This window comes from Pseudoflavonifractor sp. 524-17, from assembly GCF_009935845.1.
Taxonomy (GTDB): domain Bacteria; phylum Bacillota; class Clostridia; order Oscillospirales; family Oscillospiraceae; genus Pseudoflavonifractor_A.
Window position 1 is genome coordinate 20,502 of sequence record NZ_QWEK01000014.1, and the last position, 25,680, is coordinate 46,181.

The 25,680-nt window shown below is 51.3% G+C and carries 36 protein-coding genes; 3 read left to right on the plus strand and 33 right to left on the minus strand.

The window, feature by feature from the left end; translation table 11 throughout:
* Positions 1-77 precede the first annotated feature (77 nt).
* From D1159_RS05615 to D1159_RS05635, 5 genes are all read right to left on the minus strand, one after another.
* A complete protein-coding gene (locus tag D1159_RS05615; RefSeq protein WP_161844703.1) occupies positions 78-308 on the minus strand; it encodes a hypothetical protein in 231 nt (76 codons plus the stop codon).
* Positions 309-776, minus strand: a complete 468-nt coding sequence (locus D1159_RS05620) for a polymorphic toxin type 50 domain-containing protein (protein ID WP_161844704.1) — start codon at positions 774-776, stop codon at positions 309-311. It abuts the gene before it with no gap.
* Between the two features lie 11 nt (positions 777-787).
* Positions 788-2,434: a terminase TerL endonuclease subunit gene (locus D1159_RS05625; RefSeq protein ID WP_243152131.1), complete on the minus strand. Its 1,647-nt coding sequence runs from the start codon at positions 2,432-2,434 to the stop codon at positions 788-790.
* A 107-nt stretch (positions 2,435-2,541) separates the two neighbouring features.
* A complete protein-coding gene (locus D1159_RS05630) occupies positions 2,542-2,943 on the minus strand; it encodes a hypothetical protein (RefSeq protein ID WP_161844706.1) in 402 nt (133 codons plus the stop codon).
* Between the two features lie 87 nt (positions 2,944-3,030).
* Complete coding sequence (locus tag D1159_RS05635; RefSeq protein WP_161844707.1) at positions 3,031-3,231, minus strand: hypothetical protein; 201 nt, start codon at positions 3,229-3,231, stop codon at positions 3,031-3,033.
* Positions 3,232-3,450: 219 nt separating this feature from the next.
* On the opposite strand from D1159_RS05635, the gene D1159_RS05640 reads away from it, so the two are divergent.
* Positions 3,451-3,744, plus strand: coding sequence for a hypothetical protein (locus D1159_RS05640; protein ID WP_161844708.1), 294 nt, complete (start codon positions 3,451-3,453; stop codon positions 3,742-3,744).
* Positions 3,745-3,833: 89 nt separating this feature from the next.
* On the opposite strand, the gene D1159_RS05645 is transcribed toward D1159_RS05640, so the two are convergent.
* The 18 genes from D1159_RS05645 to acgA form a co-directional block, all read right to left on the minus strand.
* Complete coding sequence (locus D1159_RS05645) at positions 3,834-4,031, minus strand: hypothetical protein (RefSeq protein ID WP_161844709.1); 198 nt, start codon at positions 4,029-4,031, stop codon at positions 3,834-3,836.
* Positions 4,032-4,090: 59 nt separating this feature from the next.
* Positions 4,091-4,351, minus strand: coding sequence for a hypothetical protein (locus tag D1159_RS05650; protein ID WP_161844710.1), 261 nt, complete (start codon positions 4,349-4,351; stop codon positions 4,091-4,093).
* A gap of 39 nt (positions 4,352-4,390) precedes the next feature.
* Positions 4,391-5,227, minus strand: a complete 837-nt coding sequence (locus D1159_RS19130) for a hypothetical protein (RefSeq protein WP_202620951.1) — start codon at positions 5,225-5,227, stop codon at positions 4,391-4,393.
* 184 nt (positions 5,228-5,411) lie between these two features.
* Complete coding sequence (locus tag D1159_RS05655) at positions 5,412-5,582, minus strand: transposon-encoded TnpW family protein (RefSeq protein ID WP_243149417.1); 171 nt, start codon at positions 5,580-5,582, stop codon at positions 5,412-5,414.
* 45 nt (positions 5,583-5,627) lie between these two features.
* Positions 5,628-6,455: an ATP-binding protein gene (locus tag D1159_RS05660; protein ID WP_161844711.1), complete on the minus strand. Its 828-nt coding sequence runs from the start codon at positions 6,453-6,455 to the stop codon at positions 5,628-5,630.
* Positions 6,452-7,186, minus strand: a complete 735-nt coding sequence (locus D1159_RS05665; protein WP_347563637.1) for a replication initiator protein A — start codon at positions 7,184-7,186, stop codon at positions 6,452-6,454. The genes D1159_RS05660 and D1159_RS05665 overlap by 4 nt, the downstream gene beginning before the upstream one ends.
* A gap of 119 nt (positions 7,187-7,305) precedes the next feature.
* On the minus strand, positions 7,306-7,656 hold the full coding sequence (locus tag D1159_RS05670) for a cysteine-rich VLP domain-containing protein (protein ID WP_161844712.1): 351 nt from the start codon (positions 7,654-7,656) through the stop codon (positions 7,306-7,308).
* On the minus strand, positions 7,653-9,113 hold the full coding sequence (gene mobQ, locus D1159_RS05675; protein ID WP_161844809.1) for a MobQ family relaxase: 1,461 nt from the start codon (positions 9,111-9,113) through the stop codon (positions 7,653-7,655). Before mobQ ends, D1159_RS05670 begins: the two co-directional genes overlap by 4 nt.
* A 161-nt stretch (positions 9,114-9,274) precedes the next feature.
* A complete protein-coding gene (locus tag D1159_RS05680; protein WP_161844713.1) occupies positions 9,275-9,544 on the minus strand; it encodes a DUF3847 domain-containing protein in 270 nt (89 codons plus the stop codon).
* Positions 9,545-9,549: 5 nt separating this feature from the next.
* Positions 9,550-10,011, minus strand: a complete 462-nt coding sequence (locus D1159_RS05685) for a sigma-70 family RNA polymerase sigma factor (protein WP_161844714.1) — start codon at positions 10,009-10,011, stop codon at positions 9,550-9,552.
* 7 nt (positions 10,012-10,018) lie between these two features.
* Positions 10,019-10,471 carry an RNA polymerase subunit sigma-24 gene (locus D1159_RS05690; protein ID WP_161844715.1) on the minus strand — a complete coding sequence of 151 codons (453 nt, stop codon included), beginning with the start codon at positions 10,469-10,471 and terminating at the stop codon, positions 10,019-10,021.
* A gap of 110 nt (positions 10,472-10,581) precedes the next feature.
* Positions 10,582-10,983 (minus strand): sigma-70 family RNA polymerase sigma factor, encoded by a 402-nt coding sequence (locus D1159_RS05695; RefSeq protein ID WP_161844716.1) that lies wholly within the window; start codon positions 10,981-10,983, stop codon positions 10,582-10,584.
* 378 nt (positions 10,984-11,361) lie between these two features.
* A complete protein-coding gene (locus tag D1159_RS05700) occupies positions 11,362-12,234 on the minus strand; it encodes a Sir2 family NAD-dependent protein deacetylase (RefSeq protein ID WP_161844717.1) in 873 nt (290 codons plus the stop codon).
* A complete protein-coding gene (locus D1159_RS05705; protein WP_161844718.1) occupies positions 12,179-12,958 on the minus strand; it encodes a protein-ADP-ribose hydrolase in 780 nt (259 codons plus the stop codon). Before D1159_RS05705 ends, D1159_RS05700 begins: the two co-directional genes overlap by 56 nt.
* Before the next feature lies 1 nt (position 12,959).
* On the minus strand, positions 12,960-13,577 hold the full coding sequence (locus D1159_RS05710; protein ID WP_161844719.1) for a 4Fe-4S binding protein: 618 nt from the start codon (positions 13,575-13,577) through the stop codon (positions 12,960-12,962).
* A 2-nt stretch (positions 13,578-13,579) separates the two neighbouring features.
* The gene (locus tag D1159_RS05715) at positions 13,580-14,164 is read right to left on the minus strand and encodes a nitroreductase family protein (RefSeq protein WP_243152132.1); all 585 of its coding nucleotides are present in this window, start codon (positions 14,162-14,164) and stop codon (positions 13,580-13,582) included.
* Complete coding sequence (acgM, locus tag D1159_RS05720; RefSeq protein WP_161844720.1) at positions 14,161-15,195, minus strand: radical SAM/SPASM domain protein, ACGX system; 1,035 nt, start codon at positions 15,193-15,195, stop codon at positions 14,161-14,163. The genes D1159_RS05715 and acgM overlap by 4 nt, the downstream gene beginning before the upstream one ends.
* A gap of 91 nt (positions 15,196-15,286) precedes the next feature.
* Positions 15,287-15,448 carry an ACGX-repeat peptide gene (gene acgA, locus D1159_RS05725; protein WP_161844721.1) on the minus strand — a complete coding sequence of 54 codons (162 nt, stop codon included), beginning with the start codon at positions 15,446-15,448 and terminating at the stop codon, positions 15,287-15,289.
* 192 nt (positions 15,449-15,640) lie between these two features.
* On the opposite strand from acgA, the gene D1159_RS05730 reads away from it, so the two are divergent.
* A complete protein-coding gene (locus tag D1159_RS05730; protein WP_161844722.1) occupies positions 15,641-15,967 on the plus strand; it encodes a helix-turn-helix domain-containing protein in 327 nt (108 codons plus the stop codon).
* Between the two features lie 57 nt (positions 15,968-16,024).
* On the opposite strand, the gene D1159_RS05735 is transcribed toward D1159_RS05730, so the two are convergent.
* The 4 genes from D1159_RS05735 to D1159_RS05750 all read right to left on the minus strand — a co-directional run bounded on the left by D1159_RS05735 (position 16,025) and on the right by D1159_RS05750 (position 19,046).
* Entirely contained in the window at positions 16,025-16,381 is a 357-nt protein-coding gene (locus tag D1159_RS05735; RefSeq protein ID WP_161844723.1) for a TnpV protein, read from the minus strand.
* A 19-nt stretch (positions 16,382-16,400) separates the two neighbouring features.
* Positions 16,401-18,281: a recombinase family protein gene (locus D1159_RS05740; RefSeq protein WP_161844724.1), complete on the minus strand. Its 1,881-nt coding sequence runs from the start codon at positions 18,279-18,281 to the stop codon at positions 16,401-16,403.
* A gap of 116 nt (positions 18,282-18,397) precedes the next feature.
* Positions 18,398-18,754: a hypothetical protein gene (locus D1159_RS05745; protein ID WP_161844725.1), complete on the minus strand. Its 357-nt coding sequence runs from the start codon at positions 18,752-18,754 to the stop codon at positions 18,398-18,400.
* Positions 18,744-19,046: an SH3 domain-containing protein gene (locus D1159_RS05750; RefSeq protein ID WP_161844726.1), complete on the minus strand. Its 303-nt coding sequence runs from the start codon at positions 19,044-19,046 to the stop codon at positions 18,744-18,746. The genes D1159_RS05745 and D1159_RS05750 overlap by 11 nt, the downstream gene beginning before the upstream one ends.
* Before the next feature lie 114 nt (positions 19,047-19,160).
* Here D1159_RS05750 and D1159_RS20175 point away from each other — a divergent pair, with 114 nt between their 5' ends.
* Complete coding sequence (locus D1159_RS20175) at positions 19,161-19,676, plus strand: hypothetical protein (protein WP_161844727.1); 516 nt, start codon at positions 19,161-19,163, stop codon at positions 19,674-19,676.
* A gap of 52 nt (positions 19,677-19,728) precedes the next feature.
* Here the strand turns inward: D1159_RS20175 and D1159_RS05760 are convergent, their stop codons facing one another.
* The 6 genes from D1159_RS05760 to D1159_RS05785 form a co-directional block, all read right to left on the minus strand.
* Positions 19,729-20,049, minus strand: coding sequence for a hypothetical protein (locus tag D1159_RS05760; protein ID WP_161844728.1), 321 nt, complete (start codon positions 20,047-20,049; stop codon positions 19,729-19,731).
* 411 nt (positions 20,050-20,460) lie between these two features.
* The gene (locus D1159_RS05765; RefSeq protein WP_161844729.1) at positions 20,461-20,724 is read right to left on the minus strand and encodes a hypothetical protein; all 264 of its coding nucleotides are present in this window, start codon (positions 20,722-20,724) and stop codon (positions 20,461-20,463) included.
* 16 nt (positions 20,725-20,740) lie between these two features.
* Positions 20,741-23,434: a winged helix-turn-helix transcriptional regulator gene (locus D1159_RS05770; protein ID WP_161844730.1), complete on the minus strand. Its 2,694-nt coding sequence runs from the start codon at positions 23,432-23,434 to the stop codon at positions 20,741-20,743.
* A 3-nt stretch (positions 23,435-23,437) separates the two neighbouring features.
* Complete coding sequence (locus tag D1159_RS05775) at positions 23,438-23,995, minus strand: DUF2800 domain-containing protein (RefSeq protein ID WP_161844731.1); 558 nt, start codon at positions 23,993-23,995, stop codon at positions 23,438-23,440.
* Positions 23,967-24,266 carry a hypothetical protein gene (locus D1159_RS05780; RefSeq protein WP_347563638.1) on the minus strand — a complete coding sequence of 100 codons (300 nt, stop codon included), beginning with the start codon at positions 24,264-24,266 and terminating at the stop codon, positions 23,967-23,969. The genes D1159_RS05775 and D1159_RS05780 overlap by 29 nt, the downstream gene beginning before the upstream one ends.
* Before the next feature lie 251 nt (positions 24,267-24,517).
* Entirely contained in the window at positions 24,518-25,546 is a 1,029-nt protein-coding gene (locus D1159_RS05785; protein ID WP_161844732.1) for a hypothetical protein, read from the minus strand.
* Positions 25,547-25,680 lie beyond the last annotated feature (134 nt).

Genomic DNA, 25,680 nt, shown 5'->3' on the forward strand with positions numbered 1-25,680 from the left:
CCTCCTTCATGACATAAAAAATCCCGCAGACCAGTTAAGGTCTACGGGTTATGAGGCATTCTCCATTTTGAAGATTGTCAGCTCTCGCCAATGATCTCGATGGATTTGATTTCAGGGGCGTTGAGCTGAACCGGGTTGGCGTATTGGTAGCCGTCGCCCCTCACGGGATAGTCGAGGATGACCGCCGCAATACCCTCCGGCTCATTGTAATACGGATCGACATAGTCGCCGACAATGCCCTCAAAAATATCGCCATCCATATCAATCAAGCGAACTAATTTACCCTCAAGTTCCTCGCTGAGTTCCATTCAATCTTCCTCCTTTCGCGGATAAATATGCGTTCCGGTTTTGGAATAGACGATCATAGCTTTGTTGGTTTTGGTTTCCATCCCATCGCGGCCAACATGCGTACCAATAATATATGGGTTTTCAACTTTTTCTTTTCTAAGCCATTCCCCTGCCTTGGTTGTAACAGCATCGCCAGTTCCGCTCAGCCGGTCTACGAGAGTCTGAGCAAAGTCAAGGCCGCCGTCTATGTAGCTTCTGCCTGGAGCGTGACCTTCTCGGGTGTGCCGCATTTGTTTTTCACGATTGACTGTTTTGGATACCAAACCAGAAGCGATTGCATCTGCTACGATTGTATCACTTCCGCTCCGTTTTGCAACAGCTTTCTTATGGCCCAACTGCTCAGGCGTGCGGCGAACACCCCATTTCATTCCTTTGACGCCGTAGTGCATCAGAAACTTACTCAGAGGAGGTTTGTTGTAGAAATCCAAAGTTTCACCTCCTACTCAAATGCTTCCGGATTATGCTTATAGGCGATATAGGCATCCATCACAGCCGCAACGGCATCGATTTTCTGCTCATACCGCTTTTTCAGCAGCTTTCGGTTTCCATTGGTGTCTTCCATGGCGATGCAGTTTCCCATGGCATAGGTCATAAGCTCCTCGTCAAAAATGAGCAATCTGTCTTCGGCGAGCTTCTTCAGTTCGCCAAGAGGCACAGACTCTGTCTTTGCGCCCTGAATGACCTTTTCGATGCCAAAAGGCCCATTCTCAGCGGCCCAGCGTTCCACGAACTCCTTGGCGTTGTATGGGTCATACCCAAAACACCGAACGTCATAACCGCATTGAACGATGTGATTATCCAGGTCCTCGTAGACCTGCATCATGTCAAGAACTGTTCCCTCAAGAACAATAAGACTGCCTTCGTTCATGAACTGCTCATACTTAATTCGCATGGCCACCGGGAGTTTATTCAGTGTGCGGGAAGAAATGTAGTTCCGAGTCTTTACCCCAAAACGTCCATTTCGCAACGGAAAGAGAAATGCAAAGGAACAAAAGTCATCGCCTTGAGAAAGGTCTCCCCCAAGAGCACATGGCAGTTGCCAAAAGCTCCGATGAGGATGACAGAGTGTTTCTTCATACGTGAAGTAGTAGGTATAGCCCTCCATGGGCAGCCCAAAACGCTTTGCCAAAATATCATTCCTGGCCGCAGGAGCTTTCTCGGCTCTCTCCACATCCAACTGATAGGTTTCATAGGTGACTGTTTTCCCAATATTGGGATTGGCTTTCATCCACATCTCGGGATAGGCCACCTCGTCAACAGAGTCCAGCTTGTACCACCAAATGGAAACATGGGGATTAAAGTAATCCCCTTTGAGAATACTCATCAGCTCCATTTTGATGGTATCGCCCGCTCCATTTCGTACAGTACCCTCGGAACTGGTAGCGACAATAAGATAGTCGTCTACCTTTGAGGCGCCCTGCTCGATTGCGCCTATTACATCTTCCCTGATGTCGCCGGAGAGCCATTCGTCAACGGTGGCAATCTTGCATCGAAGCCCCTGGAGCTTATTGATGGACATGGGTCGAATCTCAATCAGCGAACCCGTCAGGAAATTCTCAATCCCCTTTTTGGTCGAGGCCAGTTTTACGCGATTGGCCTTGGATCCAGTGGTATTCTGGAGAGACCCTTCGGTCAAGAACTGGAACAACGGGCCGCGGGCTCTTGTAATGGCGGTGCGAATAGGAGACATGACCTCTTCGGCCAGCTTCATTGTTGGAGCCGTTGTAATTTGATGGGTGGTCGAGGTATCGACATTTTCAAAGAACGATTGAATACACGAGTCGTAGACCGATTTAGCGGCCCCCCGTCCGACAATCAGATACTGCTTATTGATAAGCCGCTTCTTAATCATCTTCTTGACATAGTGGCCGCCGTGGCCATCGGAATTAGGCTCGTAAACCGTCCGCTCTACGAAGTAATACCAGCCAAACACCTGCTCTCCCCACAGCTTAAAGGTGTCAAGGAGATGAAGATCGGAACCGTCAGTCAAAGTCATTTCAGACTCACAGTATTTGATCCACCCCTCAACCGCCTTATCATCGTAGTAAATTCCGGGGTTTGCAATGAGATCATCAATTCGGTTCATCTCCATTGAGACTTCTTTGCATACCGGGATTTCGCCTCGAATCACCTTTTCTCGGAATTGGCCGTAGTATTTGGGGACCGCAGTGTTTGATAAGGCCATCGGATCACCTACTTCTTTTTGGGCCCGCCATTAAAAATGGCGTTTGCGAATTCCTGTGGACTGAATGATTTGGTGGCTGCGGCTTTTCCAGCGTACAACAGAGCTCCGGTAGCGGCGGTTGTCAGAACTCTGCTGCCAACATCCTTAAGAATTTTCTGGGCATAGACACGCCCTGAGTTTACCTCTTGGTTGGTCAATTCTCGAAGCTGCTTCTCCAACTGAAGTCGTTCGATCTTTTTCTTCAGCTGGGCATTGGTCAGGGTTCCACGGTTTTTGGCATCGGTTCGTTTCTTCGCTTCAGACACACGCTGTTTTCCAGCCGCGGTCAGACTGCCATCTGCGTTCTGAAAACGCCGAACCCCCCATTTCTGCCCTTTGATACCGTAGTGACGGAGTTCAAGTTCATCCATTTTGAATTGTCACCTCTTTTCAACGACTTCCGGGACAAAAAGAGAAGAATTCGGTCCAGCCTGCGCAAAAAAGAAAAAAGGGTCAGTTCAGACCCTTTTCTCAATTTTCTCTTTGATTTTGTTCTTCTTGTCTCGGATGGAATATTTCATCTGCTGCGCTTTCCAATACACTGCGTTGCGTACCTCAGGAATCGCCATCAGGCTTGCTCCCAGTGTCACTCCGGGAACCACCATTTGGCCAATCCATAAACGTACCTCTCTCATAGTATCTAATTGTTTGCGTGTCATAATTACACACTCCTTTCCATAAAAGGAGCTGTGAAATGTGCGGATCAGAAGCTCTGGCAACGCCGCCGGGTGTTTTCTGTTGCGGGGTCGATTTCTTTTTTGTAGAAACCTCTTGACAATTAGCACTCAATTGTGTAGAGTGCTAATATAAGGAGGCTGTGTTCCAATACTGATAGCACACGATGACTGGCTGCGAATCTTGGAAAGGAGAGGCTTTGTATGAACGAAATCCAATTGGCGGAACGCAAATCCACCATCTTGACAAAAGATAACAATGTCCCGAATCAGACCATAGAGGTTCTACCACAAGAACGTTCCGATCCGGCAGTGCCGCAAACACCGCCGGATGGGAAATGGATGACAATCAGACACGCCATACACACTGTTGGAGTTTGTGTCGTGGCTGGTTTCATCGTGTTCGGAACAAGAGGGCGAAATCTGAAGTTGAGCGGATCACTGAACCCCCTCAAATTTACAATGTCCATTTCACAAGCAGTTGCACCTACTGCGTGAACACCTTGCTACTCGCAGCCAGTCATCGTGTGCTATCGGTTTCGTTTTACAAAGACCAAGAGCCCTGTTATAGGGCCCTTGGAACTTGCTTAGTATTTTGTCTGAAGATAATCCAACACGGCGTTGATTCCATAAGAGACAAGCAAACTCAAACCTGCCACCAATATACCTTTAGTAACCCCCTTACTGAATCGTTCAGTAGCATAGGCACATATGGCGTCGGCGTGATCCGACAGCATCAGCTTCCCAATCTCTTTTTTCTGCTCATCCGTGATAATTTTCTTCATAGAAATCACCTCCATAAAAGAACATGCCAAAACTGCGGAATAAAAAGCAAGAGGAGCCGTCAAGCTCCTCTTCTCAATGTTGCAGGGTCGATTTCTTTTGCTTTGTCCATAAGGCCTTCAATAAGGTACTCTGTGAAATACATGAGCGAAACCTCACCTGTTTGCTTATTCACTTTATACATTCCATTATCGTAGAACTCCTCGGGTTTCATACGAACGTAGTAAAACCCATCATATTCACTAATAAACAGAATGGGGCCATTAAGCATCTCGGTCAGGTTTTCATATATTGTTAAACCATTTGCCTTACATTTATGCATACAAATCCTCCTTTCATAAAAGCCTTGGAATAATTTGCGTCAACCTTTGCGTACGTATTTGGAGATTGTATCAAGATTGATTTCTAAGCCATCCAAACGAGCAAGAGTTAAATTCCTGGAAAGGTCAATTCCAGTCCAGTAACTTGATACATTGCTACTTCCCGCTTGAACATCAAAGAACGACACCACACCGTCAACGATTTTCCAGCTAAAGGTATGGCCTCCGCCACCGCCTTTCCACTGGACGCCACAAAGCCCTGACGCATTTTGCCCAAATCGTTTGACGAGCATTTCTGCTGCATCCTTTTGGGAGCGACCAAACTTAGCCGCCGATCCCTCAACAATTTTCGCCCCCTTAAAACATTCTTCCACAACACCTGCGGGATTTAGAGGCTTCTGTCCTGGTGTGCTTCCAGCAGTAACATCGTAACCCGCCTGTCGCATAAATCCCGCAATAGCGGATAGGACGCAATTATTATCGCCATCACGGCTTCCTCTCAGCGGATTCGTCTTCCTCAACGTATCCTCAAAGGATTCTGGCTGGGCGAGCTTCTTGAACCCCTTGACCGTCTCAACGGCTTTCTGCACCGGGGTGGGGCCAAGGCTGCTGACGGGTTTGCTGCCGATATCCTTTAGAATATCTCCGGCCAGACTTTGTCCATTACTTTTGAATTTGTCAAAAGTGCCCAGCTTATAGACTCCGTAGGTTGCCAGGGCCGCAGCGGCTGCGGTGGTGCCGATGGCGATAGCTTTCTTCTGTTTGGAGGTCAAGCCCTTCTTTTCAGGTTTTCCCTTTTCACCAGAATTATACCGTTCTTTTCCCGCCTGTGTCAAGCGGCCATTCTTCTCCTGAAACCGGCGCACACCCCATTTCATACCGAGAATGCCGTGGTGAGCTAGATATAATATCGTCTGAGGCGGCGGCTTATTGTAGAAGTCTATGGGTTTCACCTCCTGTAACGAGTTGTCAAGGACTTTTTAATACTGTTCACAAAATATTCAAAAAATCGACACAGCAAAAGCCGGGGGCCTTATGGCTCCCGGCCTGCTCGTGCGGCGCTTACTCCTGTGCCATCATCTGGCGGACTTCCTCGCGGAGCATCCGCTTGATTTTGTCCTCCATTGTCTCGGTGCTGGTTTCACTGAAATGCGCCCACACAAGATAAGTGGTCTTGCCGATTTTCTTTACCATCGAGGGCGGGGTGTCCGGCTTGGGCCGGGGGAAGGTCATGCCTGCGGTAGCGTTGGGAAGTTTATTTGCCATAGGCGGCTCCTTTCAGTCCATTAGATTTTTCAGACGTGCCAGCTTGTCCTGCGCTGTGGCTTTACGAAAATTCTCTCCCGAAAAGCGAATGGGGGCGCACATCTCCAACAGCCGGTCATAGATACGGGCGTGAGCGGTGTCCTGGGGGTGTTGTAAGTCTTGAAGGGGGAGGTTCGTGGTGACGATCAGCGGCCTGCGGCTGCGGTAGCGGCTGTCAATCACGTTGTAGACCTGCTCCAATCCGTACTCCGTCCCGCGCTCCATGCCGAAATCGTCCAGTATCAGCAGCGGGGCGCGGCAGAGGTGGGCTATGTACTCGTTGCGGCCCCCAAAATTGGCGGTCAGGTCGTTCAGTATCAGTGCAAAATTTGTCATGCGGACGGCCACTTCCTGTTCCATCAGGGCATTGGCGATACAGCCCGCAAAATAGCTTTTGCCAGTCCCCACGCCGCCCCACAGCAGATAGCCGATGTTTTCCTCCTGCATGGCCGACCAATTCTCGACATAGAACCGGGCGTGTTTCATCTGCGGACATTTCCCGTTGTCGTTGGCAAATATCCAATCTTTCATGGCGGGGTCAGTAAAACCCCGGCGTTTCAAATCGGCCACGGCCTGACGGTGACGGCGGGCCTCCTGCTCCGCTGCCTCTCGGTCAAGGCGTTCCTGCTCACAGCGGCAGGGGTGGGGGAGCAAGCGGCCCTCCAACGGCGGGGCCTCCATGCGGAATTGTTTCGGGGTGCGGCACTTGCCGCAGTACAAAAGCCCATCCTCGCCGGTGTAGTCCCCCGGTTCCAGCCGGGTCACGGTGATGCGCTTGATGATGCTGTCAAAATCATTCATAGGCTCTCGCCCTCCTTGCACGAATAGTCCGACACGCCCTTGCCCTTTCGGCTGTCCTCCTTGGCCCAGCGGCGAATGGTGGCGGCGTGGCTCTTGTAGGTCTTGCCGGTGGAGGCCATGTATTCAGACAATCGCTCAATGTACTCCTGCCAGACGGTGGGGAAGTCGGCTTGCAGTTCGGCAACCTCATCCTCCGTCAGAAAGACATTCTCATAGCGGCCTCGCGCGCGGGCGCACGCGCCCTCTCTCCCGTAAGGTAATTCACTCAGGTTACTCGTAAGGTTATTAGTGGACAATTTTCTGTCCATCAAAGGGATAGTTTTCTGTCCATCAGGAGGACAATTTTCTGTCCGTCTGAGGGATAATTTTTTGTCCATCAAGCGGACAATATCCTGTCCATCAGGTATCTTAACAAAGATGCGGTTTGGCTGGGACTGACCCCGCCGCTGGCGCTCAATCAGACCAGCAGTTTCCAGTTCGTTCAATGCGTTCTTGACAGTCATGGGGCTGCGGTCAATGGCGTTGGCAATTTCAACGATGGGAAAGACGATGTAAATCTGGCCGTTATCATCGGCCCAGCCGTTGGCCTGGGAGAGCTGCGCCCTGTCCAGCAGAACGGCATAGACCAGCTTGGTAGCCAGCGCCAAATCCGCCTCCATCAGAAAACGGGGGTATGGCAAATAGGGCGGCATTTTGGTGTCGGCGGTCATGTAGTCAGCAATCGTGTTCACCTCCCGATTTGTGGACCGTTAGAGGGCCGTTTTAGGGGTTCGGAATGATAACATACAGCCCCCCTATCGACCACGCCCGGAAAGCCTTGAAAAATCAGGGCCGTTTTGGGCCTAAAGCGTTACATACCAGCCCTATGACGGCGCACCCGTTCACGGGTCTTTCGCCGCCGCTCCTGTTCGGCGCAATCAGGGCAGTATTTGGCCCGGTTCGACTTGGGAATGTACCGGCCTCCGCACAGGACGCATTTCTTCATGTCCTCCCGGTAGAGCAGAGCGGCGCACAGGCTTTCATCCAGCGGCAGCACAGCGGCCCGGAACCAGCGGCAGATCAGTGAGTAGGAAATGCTTTGTGGACAGACACATTCCTCCCCATCGTCCAGCAGCAGACAATTCCCCTGGTCGTAGTTACAGCAACTATGTACCAGCCGTTGGACAGTGCGGTACTGCGGATAGGTCATGTGGGGTATCATCGCTCCTGTTCCTCCCTGCGCTGGGGCTGGCCCTCACTGGCAAGACGCTTGGCGGTCTTTTTCAAAGTCTCAACCGCCTTAATGTCCTCCCGCATATCACGCATTTTCAAATAATCTGCGTCTTTCTCGGCAGTCAGCCTTTTGGCCTCAGCCCTCCACGCCTTGGGGGTAATCTTCTCGCCGGATGCTTTCAGCGTGTCCAGGTAGCGGACGGCGGCATCGAACAGGGCAAGGTCGGCGCTGTGGCGCTGCTCGAATTGCTCCCGTTTGGCTGGGGCAACCTTGTCCAGCTTTTGGCGGACGGGCTTATATTTTTCATACTGCGCCCACATTTCCAGTCGTTCATCCAGCACCGACAACCGGCGCTCGGCCTTGACAATTTTGCCGCGCAAATCATAATAGCCGCTGTTCATAGCGGAAACTTTTTCGTAAAGTTCTGGCATGGACGAAATACCGTTTGCCTGCAAAAAATTGAACAGCGCAACATTTTCTTTGAGCGCCCTGACCCTGGCATATTGGGAAGTTGAAGCGGTGTCCTGCCTCGCCTGGAAAAGAAAATCCATGATGCTCTCCCGGCTCTGGGGCTGGGTGGATTGCTCCTTGCTCCAGTTGTAAAGCCGGGTGATGCGGGCTTTGATTTCTTTCAGCAGCTTGTTGTCGGCGGCGATTTCCCGGTTGATGTTCCCTTTCTCGGTGGCGATGCCCCGGCGCTCCATCTGGCTGGCGGCAGGCCCCATGTGAACGGTTGGAATTTTGTTAACGCCCTGCCTCTTGTAGCTGCGGTGGTCGATGCGCTCCGGCCTTCCTGCGGCCTCCAACGCCCGGTTAGTATAAGCGGCCCATGCCGCCCGCCACTTCTCGGCGTTCTCTCGGCGGTTCCAGTCGGTGGTGTCCTCCCGATGGTTCTTCCAGCCGCCTTTGCCGTCCGGGATACGCTGGCCCTGGCCGTCCAGATCGTACACCTTGCGGCACTTTGCGCCCCACTTGCCGTCCTCCCGAATGGGGCGGATGGTGAGCATAATATGGGCGTGGGGGTTGCCGGTTCCCTTGTCATGGATGGCGAAGTCGGCGCACATTCCAGCGTCAACGAAATTGTCTTTCACGAAAGAGCGGACAAGGGCAAGCTGCTCCGCCCTGGACAACTCAACCGGCAAGGCCACTTCAATTTCCCTGGCAAGCTGGGCGGTGCTGGATTTCTCGATTTCCTCCACGCTGTTCCAGAGGGTGGAGCGGTCTTGAAACTCCGGCGGGGCGTGAGCTGGCAGCATGATTTCAGTATGAACGACACCACGCTTTCTTGTGTAATCGTGGGTCAGGCCGTCCCATTCGTTCACCAGCTTTTCACCGCTCCGATAGGCGGCAGCAGCCACAGCGGACTTGCCCCGGCTCCGCTGGATGATTTGGATGGGACAATGAAAAATTGCCGTAAAAACGCACCTCCTACCGGCAACGGATATTGGCCCCGCCGGAAAGTGACAGACGCGAAGCGGGTGTCACTTTCCGGCGGGGGTGCGGGGGTTTGGGGGTGTCAACCCCCATCGCGTCCGTAGGACGCAACAGCCCCCGGCAGGGCGCACGACACCGGGACGGTGTATAAGTGCGCCATTCGGACTGAGGATTACTCCGCAACCTCATTTTTGGACGCTTTTTCCGCCAACTTCTGCGCTCCTGGCAGGCGGGAGAGGGCAATCAGGAACGCCTTGACTTCATCGCCCTCCATACCGACAACAGCGGGGAAAACGGCCTCCAAAATGGCCCCGTGTCCGATAAGCCGGTGTGTCCTGGCCCGGTGTTCCTCGCTGCGCTTTCGGTTCAGCAAAATCTTCTGTCGGTTCTGCAACTGGCCGATTTTCTTTTCGACCTCCTGTTCCTCCTGGTGCTTGCCCATAGTTGTCAATCCTCCTTTTCCAGCCAGCCATTTTTGGCGAAAATCTTCTGCAATTTTTTGAGTGCGCCGGTCACGCTGTCACAGGCACAGCTCCCGCTGATGCCCTCGTCCGCCGCAATCTCTCGAAACTTTTTCTCCAAGGCATACCGGGCATGGAGCCGCCTCGCCTGGGTGGGGGACAGGTGGGAGATAGCCTCCGCCAGATGTTCCAGCAGCAGTTCTTCAGCGGCCTCGTCAATTTCCCGGATTATCAAATCTTCCGGGGATTGCACCAGGAACATAGTGTGGTTCTCAATGCCGGGACTGCAATCCATGCTGTAAACATGGTAGTAACTTTTCCTGCCCTCCTGCCGGTTCTCGTAGAGCCGACATTCCTCCATGACGGCGGCAACTTCGTCCGGAACTTCCACAAATGTGTCCTTGGTGTAGAGCGGGTAATAGTGCTTGCGTAAATTGATGATTGCCATGCTACCCTCACTTTCCCTGGGGGTGGTCTGCGTAGTAGCGGCGGAGATTGCACAGGCCACGGCGGATGGACAGACACACGTTGCTGTTGTGGACGCGCTCCCGGTCTGCGATCTGCTGCTGGGTCAGCCCTCCCAGATAGTAGGCGCAGACACGGCGGGCCTGGGCGGGGGTGGCATAGGACAGAGCATCCCGCAAGGCAGCGGCCAGCCGGTCACGCTCGGCCCTTTCCTCCGCCAGCATGACAAGCTGCTCTGGGGACGGGCTGTGTTCCAAAGCATAGTTCTCCGTCCAGTCGTAAGCGTCCAGGGAATAGAACGCCCGGTGATACCGTTTGCGGCGCTCATGGTTCCGCATTTCCCGGACGGACTGGCACAGCACGTCAAAGACTTCCTCGCTGACCTCCACCAGCTTGTCTTGCTCGTAATGGGGATAGTAGAGCCGCAAATTGATAACTTTCATTTTGACCTCCTAAATAACAGGAGGGACAAGCAGCCGAAACTGCTTGTCCCTCCCGGTGATGGAGCAAATGCCCCTCACCTTATAGCCCACTTAGGGGGTCGGTCGTGGGGTCAGTTTTGGAAAAACTTTTTGAAATTTTTCCTCACCGCCATGATGCTGTCACGTACTGCGTACTTGGAGCAACCGCACATTTCAGCAATCTCCACATAGCTGAAATCGTACAGCGCATAGAGCAAGAACCGCTCCCGCTGGGTGTCGGTACAGAGCGTCAGCACCGCCAGAATTTCATCCAGCGTTTCCCGCTGGCAGACCAATTCTTCCGGCGTGGCACAGTAGGGCAAGCGGCCCTCGGTGCTGATTATGTACTCGTCATATTCGCGCCCATCCCAATACCGCTGACGCTCACGGTAGAGTTTCCGATTGTTCCGCTTGGCCTGTTCCAGATAGTCGGCAACCTCGGCGCTGACCTCCACAGACACAAACCGCCCGTTGATTTTGATGGTAATTTCCATCGTCCTTTCCTCCGTTCAGATTTTTGGGGTCTGAACGGAGGGGGGCGGAGAGCGGCAACCGGGTCGGTATCGTTGGCCCAGAAACAGAAAAGCGCCCGCATGGTGCAAGACCATTCGGGCGCGGGACATAACAGTATGAGCCGTCAGAAAACGACTGTTTTCGCAAACATGGGTAGGGGATGCCGCTGCGGGAGGCAGGCTTTTTTTGACAAGTGCCTATCTACCTGTAATCGCATGGCGGTATCCTCCTATATGCCGCCAGTGAGTATAAAAATGACGGCTTTCGATTTCTCAAAAGCCGCCGTTTCAGGGCGCGATAAGTTGTGCTGCACGACGGCTTTTTTTCTTTTGCCGTCGTGCGGCAGATGGGATATCGGACTATTTCAGCAGGTCTTGTAGTACTTGTCCTATGTCTTTGTCAATACAAATGGTTTGCGTTTCGATTTCCTGCGGGCAGACCGCCTCACCGAAGTTAATGCAGGCGTATGTGGCCTGATTATTTGAAGCAGTCATTCTCCAGAAGGGGTATTTTATAATGACTGGCGTATTGTATCCCACCCCCAGTTCCAAAAACAGAACGGTTGTTTTCTCGTGGTGGCGCAGGAAATCGGAATATCGTTCGGCGGCAGAATGCCAACCCTCATCTTCCACAAACGTATCATCCGCCCGGAGGTTCATTGTCAAAGGCTTGCCACAGCGGGGACAGCGGGGGATTAAGGAAGATGGGATGCGCATATCCCTTTGCTGTTTCATCATGGCCTTTATGACACTCTCGTTGTCAAAGGTTTCCTGACAACAAGGCTCACTGCACTGGAACAGTCCGTAGTCCCCCTGGGTGTAGAACAGCTTCTTTTTGTCAAAACCAGCCTTTTGGAAACAGTGGTCTACATTTGTGGTCAGAACAAAATAGTCTTTGTCCTTTACCAGCTTCAGCATGTTTTGATAGACCGGCTTTGGTGGGTCTGTATAGCGGTTGACCGTGATGTAGCGGCTCCAGTAGGCCCAGTATTCCTCCGGAGTGCTATACGGATAAAACCCGCCGGAGTACATATCTTGGAAACCATATTTTGGGGCAAAGTCTGAAAAATATTGTTCAAACCGCGCCCCAGTGTAGATAAATCCTGCCGAGGTCGAAAGGCCAGCACCCGCCCCGATGATAACAGCATCGGCAGTTTCCAGGGCAGCTTTCAACCGCTCAATTTGTTGCGAGTAGGTTCCGGTAGATTTGGTAATCGACATCCTTGAAAACATTGAAAATCACCTGTATATTGCTGTTTTGATTTGTCTGGTATTCTTTTACTGTCTGCACCGCTATTTCTGCTGCTCTATCGTTGGGAAAGTGAAATTTCCCCGTGGAAATGCAGCAGAAGGCGATGCTTTCGATGCCATACTGCTCCGCCAATTCCAGGCAAGAGCGGTAACAGGAAGCCAGCAGCTTTTCATCCTGCCCTGTCAGCGGCCCGGTAATGATAGGACCAACAGTATGCAGGACGTACTTGCAGGGGAGATTATAGGCCCTGGTGATTTTCGCCTTTCCCGTTTCTTCTTCCCGGCCTTGCTCCCGCATGATGGCGGCGCACTCCTGCCGCAGTTGCACCCCGGCATAGGTGTGGATGCAGTTGTCGATGCAGCTATGGCAGGGGATGTAACAGCCAGTCATTCCACTGTTAGCGGCGTTGACGATGGCATCACAGCGCAGGGTGGTAATGTCCCCCTGCCAGAGATATATCCCCTTTGCTATGGGCATCAGAGCTGCGAAATCAGTAACACCCTTTTGAACCAGTTCTTCTCGGAGATATTCGTCCTGCGCTGCAAGGAAATTTTTGCTGGTTGGGCAAGGAATGCGGACATTCATCAGGGAGCGGAGAAGCCTTTTTTGTTCTGTGGCATCTGTCGGAACAGACATTCTTTGATATTGGGGCTGTTCAGCAAGCAGTTCCTTTATCAGATATATTCTACGATCTGCGTGGGTCATATTATCCTCGCTTTTCTACTGCCTGGACAGGACAAACAGTGTGGCAGTTGCCGCAGTGCAGACAATGCTCCTGCTGGATTTGATAAGGCGTCCTCGGCTCAATGCACCGCTGGGGACAATGTTCGGCGCAGTTGCCGCAGCCAATACAGGTATCTGTGATTTGATAACCTTTTTCTTTGACAATCCCGCTGCCGATGATATAGCTCTCCCGGAAAATCGGATTGACACCGAGATGAAAATATTCGATTTCCGCATCTGTAATCTCGAATACAATCCCAGCCAGCTTTCGAGTATCGCCCGGATATACGTTGGACAGATAGGGCTGCTCTTCAAAGATCGTATCAATCCATTTCTGTTGCTCTGTTTCGCAGACCGGTTTTGCATGAGCGGACAGCCGGATCATTTCTTTGTACTTTGTGTAGCCCAGGATTTGCACACGTCCGTCAGCCAGCAGTTGACGGCAGAAGTCTTTACCCTTGGCCGTAAAAAAGTACATCGCCTCTGGCTCATAATGAATGGCGCTGATGTTGCGAATTTGCGGTGCGCCATGCTCATCCACTGTGGCAAAGGCCAGCACGCCCACATATTGCAGCTTTTGCAAACAGGTTTTTGCGTCCACCCTTACCCCTCCACAATTTTACTGCGGCCCATTTTGCGGGGCTTTTCCCCCGGATATTCGCCGCTCACATAGCCCAGCAGCACAAAACAGCGGGCAATATAGTTTTCGGGAACGCCCCAATCTTGGAGCATAGCCGCCCCGATCTCATTGTCAAAGGTTTCCTCGCCCCTTGCCACAATGCAGGAGGAAATGCCCAGTTCTGTTGCCATCAGCACCATATTTTCGGCACAGCAGAAAGCATCAGGAATGCTGTAAAGAAAATTCTTTTGCGCGAAAACAATGCAGACCGAGGGCGCGTCATAAAAGCCATTTTTGATGGTAGGGTCATCTATGGTGCTGGGCTGTTCCTTGGACACATAAGAACCAGCCAGTTTGCTCCGGTCAAAACAGGCAAGGTTCATTTTCCCAATCTTCTCTGTCAGTGCCGCATTATGGATGCCTACAACCATACTCCGCTGACCGCCTCCGGCGTTGGGCGCATAAGTTCCAGCCTCAATGATTTTTTCCAGGTCAGTTTTTGGGATTTGCCTATCCTGATACTTGCGAATAGAGCGGCGGTATTTCATCAGTTCCAGCAGTTCCATCATTCCACCTCTTTCCAGCATTGGGGGTCGGCATCATAGAAATCTCCATGTGCGCCGCTGGCAACGGCAGGGCATCCCCGACACCAAGCCAACAGCTCGCATTTGGCGCATTTCTTGAACTTTGTATAGTCACGGTAAGTCTCCATCTCACAGACCCACACATCCGCAATCCTGTCCTCAAAGACATTTCCAACCCTGCTGTTCTGAACACGGCGGCAGGCGTAGAGATCACCAGTGGGCAAAATGGTCAGGTGGCAGTTACCGCAGTTGCAACCGCCGTAAATCACCCCGTCCTCCGTCCCTTCGGGGATTTTGAACGCCCCGGCTTCATATTCGTACAATGTCCAGAGGTGGTCTTTTTTGTTGAAGTAAGTCTGACAGCCTGCCGCCTCGTATGCCTTGAACTTTGTATCGCATACGGACAGCAGTTCCCGGTATTCCTCCGGTGTCATGCCGGTATCCTTTTCCCCGCTGGTGGGGCAGTACCGGGCAAAGGCGAACACGTCCACTCCGTATTCTACCACTGTGTCTATGATGGCGGGAACCTCCTTGATGTTCGTTCCTGATACCGTAGTCATAATTACGCTGCGGATACCGGCATTTTTGATGCAGGCGATTTTTTCAAGGGTGCAGTCAAAGGAACCGGGTTTTCTGAACCAGTCGTGTGTTTCCCGCATTCCGTCCAGGGAGAGCTGGTACTTCTGACAGCCGTAGGATTTCAGCCTTTTGCATACTTCATCGTTCAGGTGGAAGGGATTTCCCATGATGGTAAAGGGAATATTCTTCTCTTTCAGCAGGGCCAGCAGCTGCCAGAAATCCGGGTGCAGAATGGGGTCGCCGCCAGTGAGGTAGAAGTAGGGCAGGCGGTCGTACATTTCGCACATATCACAGCAGTTGTCAACAACGTCCTGCATCTGCGCCCAGGTCATGGCATCCAGCTTTTTGCCATTGTCCTCCGAGAAAATATAGCAGTGCTTGCACCGTTGGTCGCATTCGTCCGTAATGTGCCATTGGAAAGAAAAATACTGTTTCATATCGTGTTCCCCTTGTATGAAAACCGGCAGAAGCCGATTGCATTTAGAAATCCCCCGGCAAGGGCTGGCCTTGCCGGGGGTCAGCGTGGAGTTACTTGTCGTCAGCGCCACAGGCAGTGCCGCAGGCGGCAGGCTTTTCCTCCGGCTTGCCGGACGCGCCGCAGGCGGAGCCACAAGCGGCGGGCTTTTCCTCCGGCTTGTCGGCAGCGCCGCAGGCAGAACCGGCCCAGCCAGACAGATTAGAGAGTGCCATAATGATTACCTCCAGGTATGTTTGTCGAACTTTTCTGTTCGCAAGTTCATAATAGCGTAGCCTGGAAATCAAAACAAGTAGGCACAATTTTATTACTCAGTCACCTTTTTGTAACCTATTGCGTAAATATTGTTCTTGCATTATAATTGGAATGTAACATTCAAATTTGAACCTATAGGAGAGTACATCACTATGCTGACAAAAGAAGAATTGCCAGAGTGCGCAGTTGCTACCACCGTACAAATCATTGGGAGCAAATGGAAATTGCTGATTTTGCGTAATCTGCTACAACGCCCATGGAGGTTTAACGAGTTGCGAAAGGATTTGGAGGGTATCAGCCAGAAAGTCCTTACCGACAGCCTGCGGTCTATGGAGGCCGACGGTATTATCAGCCGCACCGTTTATGCGGAGGTTCCGCCCCGTGTGGAGTATGCCTTGAACGATTTGGGCGAAACACTTCGGCCAGTTATGAAAGCTATGGAGGATTGGGGATTTCTTTATAAAAGTTTGGTAAAGTGAATTTATTCTTTACATAGAAAAATCCCGGTACATCTTCTGCACCGGGATTTCTCTGTTTCAGCAATATATCAGTTCCGTGAAGATGATTTCCTCTACTTGGGCCTTGCAACAATTCATCAATCCCACCCAACGCATGGGGTCACAGGCTTTCAATTCCTCGGTGGCCCCGGCCTCCTTTGCCATTCCCGGCATAATGCTGTCCAACAGGCCATTGGCGGCATCCTCGGTTTCCAGCAGATGGGCGTACAGCTTGTCCGCCATCACCAGTTCGGCCCAAACGATGGGGCGATGCTCTTTCAGATACCGCAACCGCAACAGGCCATACTTGCCCAAACTGCGGTCAGGCGGCGGCTCTATCGTCAGATCGGGGAGGTAGTAATCGCCCACCTTCACATAGTCCAGTTCAATTTTCATGTCGGCGCTCTCCTTTCTCTCAAAGCGTGGGACGGGTCTGGACAGTGGCCCTCTGCGGCTCTTGGCGGGGCAGGCTGGCGGCGGTGGTGAAGATACCACGCTCCATGTCCTCGGCCCGTAAAGCGGCCCTCTTTGCGTCCATGACGGGCTTGCGCTTGATGCTGTACCGCCGGTCATACTCCTGCTGCTTGCCGCTGGCCTTGCGGCGAAGATATGCCTGATGCAGCTTGTCCCGCCGTTCCTCCCGTCTGCGAAACGCCTCCTGTTCCTCCGGGGTCAATTCCGCTTCCCGGAAAGATGGCGGTATGTATCTGCCCACAAAATTGAAGTAGATTTCAACGGTCTGCGTGGTGTCTTGGCATCCTTTTCGGTCGCGCTCATGGACAAGGATTTTATCGACAAATTCATTGAGCATGGTGTTTGTCATGGTGTCAAAGCCCTGATATTTGTCAATCAGAGCGATAAACTTTTCCGCCGATTTCTTGCCCTGGTCGTAACTGCTGACGGCCTTTTCCAACTGCGTGATTTCAGCGGCAAGTTCCTCCTGCTCCTTGGCGTACTGTGCGTCCAGCGCGGCATACCGGGCATCCGGCAAACGGCCCAATGCGTTATCCTCATAAATTTTACAGACTAATCGCTCCAATTCCCCGGCCCGTTTCTGCGCCGCCGCCAAACGCCGCCGCTTTTTCCTGATGTCGCTGTCCTGCTGGCTGGCCTGGGCCTCCTGCACTTCTCGGATAAACGCCGCCCGGTCGGACTTGGCGTAATCGCTGATGGCTTGGAGCATATCAGATACCAGGGACAAGACTATCTTTTCCGCGATACGATGCTGGGTAGGACAGAGAGTGCCAACGGGGACTTTGCTGTATTGGGAGCAAGTGTACTGTGGGGTACGCTTGCCGTTGTAGGTGCGGTGAACATACATCTTGCCGCCGCAATCGGCACAGTAGATCAGCCCGGTCAGCGGTGCGGCCTCACCAAAACCGTCCGCATAGCGTTTAGCGTTGCCCCGGATGCGCTGCACACTGTCGAAGGTTTCTTGGTCGATGATGGCCTCATGGGTATTCTCGAAAATTATCCATTCGCTTTCATCAACATAGTGGCTTTTCTTGTCCTTGAAGTGCTTACGGGTCTTGAAATTGACGGTATGGCCCAGGTATTCCCGCCGTTTAAGGATATTGACAACAGTGGAGGTAGACCATTGGCAGGGGTCTTTAATATCCCTGGTCTTGTGCAAGCCCTCACCATGCCGCGCCATGTGGACGGCGGGCATCTCGATTTTATCAGCGGTCAAGCGGCTGGCAATTTGAAAAGGCCCATAGCCCTCCAATGTCATAGCGTAGATACGCCGTACCACGTCAGCGGCCTCGCCGTCCACAATCCAGTTTTCCCGCTTTTCGTCCCACAGGTAGCCATAGGGGACAAAGCCGGTCAGGTGCTTGCCGCTCATGCCCTTGGCCTTGAATACCGACTTGATTTTGCGGCTCGTGTCACGGGCGTAAAACTCGTACATGATATTCAAAAATGGGGTCATGTCATTGTCCCCTTTTTCGGTGTCTACATTGTCGTTAATGGCAATCAGCCGCACTCCTCGTTGGCGAAGAATTTCCATTACCTGACCGACTTTCAGATAGTCACGGCCCATTCTGGACATATCCTTGACGATGATGGCCTCCACATTGCCACCCTCGACTTCCTCCATCATCGCCATAAAGCCGGGCCGGTCAAAGCGGGTTCCAGAAACGCCGTCATCAGTGAAATGTTTGAAACGGAGATACCCATTCCGGCGGGCGAAGTCCTCCAGCATGATTTTTTGGTTCTGGATTGAAAAACTCTCCCCGCTCAATTCGTCATCGCGGCTCAACCTCTCGTACAGCAACACAATCTTGGTTTTTGCCATAGCACAGACCTCCTCAAAATGAAATATGCTCTAAGCTGTCCTCACCAATCACTGAAAAATCAGTTGATTAACAAGTCACTTAGAGCATATATCACCTCCTGCTCGGCAATACTTATTTATAGTTTCTCCTCCTTCTCCGCCGCAACAGAAAGCCGCCACTCAAACTCGCTGATCTGCCGGTTGATTGACTCAATAGCGGCCGAGCTGAGCGGCGGGTCAAACAGCAGCTTGACTTTGAGATGTGTGTAAGACTTCACGAATGAGAAGCGGTTGGCGTCCGTCCTGACGAAGTCTGACCAAGTCTCGTCTGCACCGGAAATGGAGAAACCGTTGTCTGGCCCGATGCCAATCTGCGTCAAGATAGAGAGCACAGAATTGATGTGCATGATGAGGTCCGGGTCAAAATGAGTATAGCTCTCATCAATACCCAACAGTTTCTTAACTGACGTCAGGATGCTCTCGTTAAGCTCCATGGTCTTTCTCCGAACGCCGAAGCTGAATGTACTTCTTCATGCAGAAGCCCTCGATGCCATCAGGAGTACGAACCTTACAGAAAAGCTCTGTAGAGCCCTCCATGTCAATCGCCACCTGGGATAGGGCGTTAATGACGGCTACAACCTCGGCGCCGGCCCTGGGCTCCTTGCGCACGTTGAGGCGAAGGCAGTCGGTCACGACACCGGTGAACAGTTTCTCCGGAACAGGCGGCTTTACCGGCGCTTCCTTTGCGTTGGAACGCGGTGCTCGATTCTTAGAATTGTTTTGCATATCTTTGCTTCCTCCTTATCAAAACATTCGGTGGCGTACTATAATAGCAGATGCCCGCCCATACTGCTCCCGGACCATATGATTCTTTCATCCCTGCGAAAGGAGGAACACAGTATGAAGCGGACACCTGTAAAGGCTTCCAAGTCTATAAGTCATGCCGGCAGTGTAAAGAATGCGACGATCCGTGCGACAGCTGGGAAATCCAGTCTGACTGCCAAGGCTTCGGCTAAAACTCGGCAAGCCAGAAAAGAGGGGCGGAACGTCGTCTCTCTTTTCTTACGTTTTCCAGGGGCAGGTATCATTTCTTACTCTTTCGATAGGGACCATAATCAAAAGGCTTTCATCTCCATAGTGAACCGCCTGATGGGTTTCATGGACGGTTGTAATCAGATACTCAGGATTCAGCAAAATATCATTTCGCTCCCGAATGTCCTCCGGCCTGATTGGGTTCATATGGTGGATCAGGACCCGGCCAAATATCTCTCGCCCCGCAATTCCCAAATCGCAGCCAGCATCTCTGGCGATGACAACGTCCCGCACCTGCCTCCACTCTGGGGAGCGATAAAAGAACTGGTTCATATGCCGGTCAAATCCGAAGGTCTCCTGGCCAACTATTCCGCCAAGTTGTAAATATCGAAAACGCTCTTCAAACGTTGGCAACAGAACCAGTTCAGAGTAACATCTAATTCTCTCCATCCGGTCTCCCTTCTTGTCCGCTATAGCGCTTCATTGCGTTTACAGCATTAAGATACAGCTCTTCCATACGAGCCTCGGATTTAATCGACTCCGCTTTTGCCGCTGCCAAATCCCGCTGCTTTTCAAGCAGTTCTTTTTCGACTTGGGCCCGCATTGAGCCCAGTTTGAGAAAATGGGAGATTACTTGAGAGGAAGCCGTCCCTTCAATGAGCTGCTTTTCGGCAAGGTCAACCGCCAATGAAATCAGCTGGTTTTCTCGGGCCTCCGGCGTCAAAGCCGCTCGCACCTTCCTTACAGCTTTAGCCATCCTTACCGCCTCCTCTTGCTAAGATTGATGACGACCACTTCTGTATTTCACAGGGTTTTGCAATTGTTTGGGCGGCGTTTGAAGGAGCCCGCATAAGCTGATAAACCGGCTGGGCAGAAAGGAGAGCCTTCGTGGAGGTAACGAAAGGTCCCAACGAGAAAATATCAACCTTGTGGGCTCGTTCAAACGCCGCTCTGCGTGAAACTATTTTCCAAAAATATCCCCCGGGGAATTTTCGAGGACCGCCGCGATGGAATGGGGGGTGTGTTTCTTGTTGCCCCCCCCCCTATTCCCTTCTTTATGGAACAAAGCACCGTATACCATCAGCGCAGCACATCATTGAAACCTGAAACATTCGGTTTTGTTTGTCACAAAGCAATCTCAGATTCCAAATGTGGGCACCAGTTCTCACTAAGTGGCTGTGGCAATACCAGAATTAGAACTGCTTTTCACTTTCTTGTAGATGCCAAGAGGATTGTACTTGATAATATCATCAATGGCACGTTCCATTTCCTGCTCGTTCTCAGCATCAGAGAGCTGATCGGAAGTGCGGGCGATACGGGCCAAATACGAGCACGAGTGGTAGCCTTTATCCTCATCAAAGCGATACCAGGCCTCTGGCTGTGTAAAAGGGTCATACGGATTATCTACTGTGGTCAGCGCACATTGCGTCATTTACTCTCACTTCCCTTCACTCATTCAGATACTTTGAAACGGCAGAAGTCGAAATTCCTAAAGTCTCAGCGATCTCCGCATTTGTGTGACCAGAGTTTGCCAAAGCCTTGATGCGGTTGATACGAGCTTGTGACAACTGTGTCGTTGCTCTTGGTGTGGCGCGCTCTCTGACCGTTTTTGGCTCCGCATAACGTAGAATCTCGCTTAATGTTGTGTCAGAAATCGCGCCTGCTTGAATGGCTGTCCACTCGCCGTCGCTGATGGTAATACGAGTTCGTTTGCCGCTTGCGCCGGTGGCAGCTCTTGCGTCATTGATGGCAGCACGGCGAATCTTGGCGATTTCGTCTTTGTCGGTGATGTTGTTGTCCTGCACTTTTATCTTGACACGGGCGTTGGCAATCCGTTGTGCCTCACGCTCACGAGGCGCATTCAGCTGAGCCACACGAAGCGCCGATGTAAGCCGGGTTACCTCAGGTTCAAAGGCTTTGGCGGCGCTGGCAGAACGCTTCAACGTGGGCGTTGCTTTGTACTCACGCCTTGCCTGATTGGCTAAGCCCTTCATTCGATTGGCATGTTCCGCATAGGCCTCTTCCTGAAGTGTACCAGAGGACAGTTTACGGACATCATCCAGCATCTCAATGCGGTTGACCTTGGTGGTGGCCTTGACCGTTTTTCCGCTTTCTGGGTCAATATAGGTTCTGCCAGACTCCTTATAGATTACCTTGCCGGTAACAGGGTCAATCACACCGCTCCCCCGCCGTTCCGGCACGTCAATGGTCTGCTTTCTACGGGACAGCAGCGTGGAGGCCCCACCCCGTTCCTTCCCATCCTCACCGGTATACCCTTGGTAACGTTTGCGAAGCTCGGGGATACCGTTATCCTTTTCTGACTGCCGGTAGTCCAGCTTGTGCTTGGCCGCGTCAATGACCACCATACTGTGTTTGACCGCTCTGGCAATCTCGCTCTCGGGAGCCCCCTTCAGGGTCATGTCGGTGATAAGGTTTGAAATCTCCCCCATCTGACGCTGTGTAGCGGCGCCTTTGGAGAGTAGCCGGACTCCAGTCTTTCCCTCAGTGGAGTACTGTGTCTTTGGGTCGAAGCCCTCCAAATCTTTCAGGGCGGGAGTTGATTGAATCTTCACCCCTCTACCAGTAGGAATGACAACGACTTGGTCGCCGTCGAAGTCCGCACCGGACAACCGTTCCGCAACCTTGGGATTGATTCCCACGGCATCGCGAATGTTCTTGCCAAGAATAGAGATTGCTGAGGGGTTCTTGTTGTTGACGGTAAGAACAGGAATCTCAAACGTGCCGCCATGGGGATAGCGAACCAAAGCGACCTGCTCGCCATCTCGATAGTTAGGGGCAAAGATCTCAGTCTCTTTCATCGCGTTGAGTGGAAGAATAACCTGGGTGCTCTGTCTGGGGAGAGCGGCAGCTTTCAGATGTACGGCGGCGGAATCACACTCATCGGCGAAGTCCAACAGCAGCTTTCGTTTAACGGTCGGGTTAGTCAGGGCGCAGATCTCAGCGAACTCATCGGCGGCATCCGCATAGGTCAAGTCTAACTGCTTCCGAATGAGCTGAATCGGCTGCTTAGAAAGAAACTGGGAAGACAAGTTTTTGCTCATCTTATCCCAGTCGCCCTCTTCTTTTAACTTGTTGATCGCCGACAGCCTTTCCGTTCCATCCGCATCGATGTAGTGGCTCTGCCCATTCGCTTTAATAAGTGCGCCAAACGGATTATCCGGGTCATCCTGGATTGGCTTCATGACATCCATCTTCGGAGTTCCAGACCGCTTGTTGGTGTTGAACACGATGTCAGCGCCGTCAGGCATCTCATCGGAGTACATCGCCATACCCTTGAGGTAGTGGGTCCCGTCAACAAGGATACGGACCTGAGCGTAGTGGGAGTCGCCCAGATCCAGGTCGGCCACGCCGCGCCGAATCTCAATGACGCCATCTTTCAGTGTTCCTCCCTCGTCGCCATAGAGGATCTTCACCCGACTGGAATCAATGCTGGCTGGATACTCTCGCTTGTCCCAGGAGTCTCCGCCATCAGCCGAATGGTACTCACCGATGGACTTCACCAAGTCAAGGTTCTGGTAGACCTCCCTCTGGTCAATTTCAGGAACGGAGATGACGGGTGTAATGGTCCTCTTCTTCGGATCCGTGACTTGCGGAACACCGACACCATAACGGTTGTAGCCTTCTGTTTCCAGAATAAAAAGAGCCTCTTGTAGAACACCAGTCGATACGCCGAGTGTGCGCTCAACACCGGTTCCCACATCCAATGCCCCTTTCTCAGCAAGTTCTTTCTTTAGAATTTCAGCCGTAGCACGAGCCTTGTTTTTGTTTTCGGCAGTGCTCTCATTCAGCAGGGCCCGAACAGAGGAGTCGTTCTTGAATCCCATGATGGACGCGATCTCATCAAGGGTCTTCCCATCATCCCGCAGCGACCTGGCCCGGTCAGCTTGGAGAGCTCTGCGCTCATGCTTAGCGACGCGAACCTGCATACGCAAGTCGGTGGTAGAGAGACCAATTTCCTGGGCAATTTCCTTCTCGCTCTTACCAAGTCTCTGGAGCTCTTCCACACGGCTGAGGAAGTCACCGCCATGCTGGTAAGGATTCTCGCCAGAGCCCCAGGGATAACGCCCAGAACGCCGCTTAACACCGTAGTGAATCAGAATATCTTCCTGAATGGGATTCATGGCTTACTCCTCCTGGTCTTTGACTTTGTTTATAACTCTGTCAAATGTGACAATCTTATCCATGATAGGAAGAATATCGGCAACCGTTGGATTGTGAAACAGGACTTGATCGTTCTGATAAATGCGGAGTTCCATCTCAATTTCACTAGGTTTGATATGATACTCTAGACAGAACAGAGCAGCATAGACCATTAGCTGCTCCATGTGAGTGGCTGTCTCGCCGGTCTTTAAATCATGGATACGAAGCATATTGTTTCGGAAGGATATCGCGTCCGTGGTTCCAAAACAGTTTGGCGAGTAGTAAAGGATTTGTTCCGGCGTCATTTTGAAGCCGATAGCGTCGTTCACATACATGTTGAGTGTCTTGTGAGATTTGGGCAGTTTTTGTCCGAGGGTGATACACTGAGCGGCAAACGCATGGAGCATAGTGCCCTTTTGTGTTGCCAGAAATTTTGCGTAGGCATCTGCTACCTTTTCCTCGCTGTAGTTGATCCAATGGTACTTACTTGCACCAAGAAATGCGTGCTGTCCCTCAAGGTTTGAATGCCTGTTGAAGTTCATCCAATACCTCCTTTTGATTTTCAGGAGAGATGAACCTGGAGAAAGACATCTCGTCCATCTTCCCAACATAGTATTCTTGGTTCGGCTGCCTCTTGGCCTTTGCAGACCTCTTGCATTCCAGGGAGGCCCATTTCTTTCCGTAGAGAACGAGCAGATCGGGGATGCCCTGAATCCGATCCATCTTGAAAACCATACAGCCGGGAAAGAGCTTCTTCAGGGTTTCAATGAGCCTGTCCTGAAATCCGCTCTCCAGCTTGTTACTTCTGGCCACGAAACAGCCTCCCTTCCTTCCTTTCCTGATAAAGATAATAGAAAGAATAGAAAATGTGCGACACATCTCTCTCCTCTCCATAAAAGAGGCTGTTTTTTTCGCGGAAGAAAAAAGAGTTTAACAAACTCCCAACTTTTCTGAATGTTATGTAACAGTTTCCGTAATCTTTCCTTATTTCTCCGCTTTCTATTTGGTCAAACGCGCAAAAAAAGCCGAGATACTATTAAGCATCTCGGCAGATTAAAACTCTATTAAGCTATTTTTAAGTATATAGCCCCATCGGCCGTCATGTAGTACTCAGCCTTTTGTATTGATGCATTTAGAGCTGTTCGTAATGACCTTCTTAGTTCCGACTCTTCTCCACGGTTTAGCAACTCCATTAAATCATTGATTTGTTTCTCAATAACCGTTTTGTCTAATTTCTTAAATAGTGGTCCTTTCGCACTATCAACCAAAACCTTAAGTGCAGAGAAGCTGCTTAACATTCGCTTTTCACATTTATCAATGTAGATTGAAATATCATTTTCGACATACTTAAGATATTCATCATCGTGGTTCTGTGCATAGTACACTTCGAGCAAACTGCTCATACCGTAAAGTTGTATGGAAAATTCAAGGCTCTCTCTAATTTGAAACGCTTTTTCCACTAAGCCGCTGATGTCTTTTCCGTCCTTAATCCCGATAGTCGAGTCCAAATCTCTCATATAGAACTCAATGTCTTTCATAGCAATCTTCTTTGAATTATGGAGACTCCCAATCATCGCAGCTCGCTGATGTTCATGCGTCATGATAGAACTAAAATTACGATAGGCATATTTTACAAAATTTGCTTCGGCCATCAGTTCCGCTTTCTTATCCCCATACAGAAATTCCAATATTTTATCTATGCCCATCCGCATCATTTTCATTTCATCATGAAGCTGCTTGAGAAAATATTGGCTTGACGCAATAGACATTGCTGTAAAACAGCCCAAGACCATAGCCTGAGGCGCAAGAGATTGAAGCGAAGCTGTTCCAGCAATCTGGCTGTTCTCACCAATAATTGTGGTGGTGAATCCGCCGCGCTTCAATTCCATCAGCTTTCCAGAGATACCTTTGGGAAAGCTAATTGTATAAAACTGTGTCATAACATCAGCAGCTGCTACGGACGGCAAGTGTTGCAACAAAGCTCCAACTTGCATCTGTTGATCTGGGGCAAGTTCTAGTTTACGAAACCCATTTGCTTCAGAAACATCGACAGGAGCATTGCATGGAACTACGCCGAAAGTGTTTTCGTCCATTTCAGCACCACCTTTTAAACTTATAGATCACCAAAAGAGTTTGTGGATTGATCCCAATCCACACGGCAAGGGTACCCTTGCCGAAAACTTTCCTTGAGCCTTGTATTTCGAGTATACCACATTTGCAAAAGAAA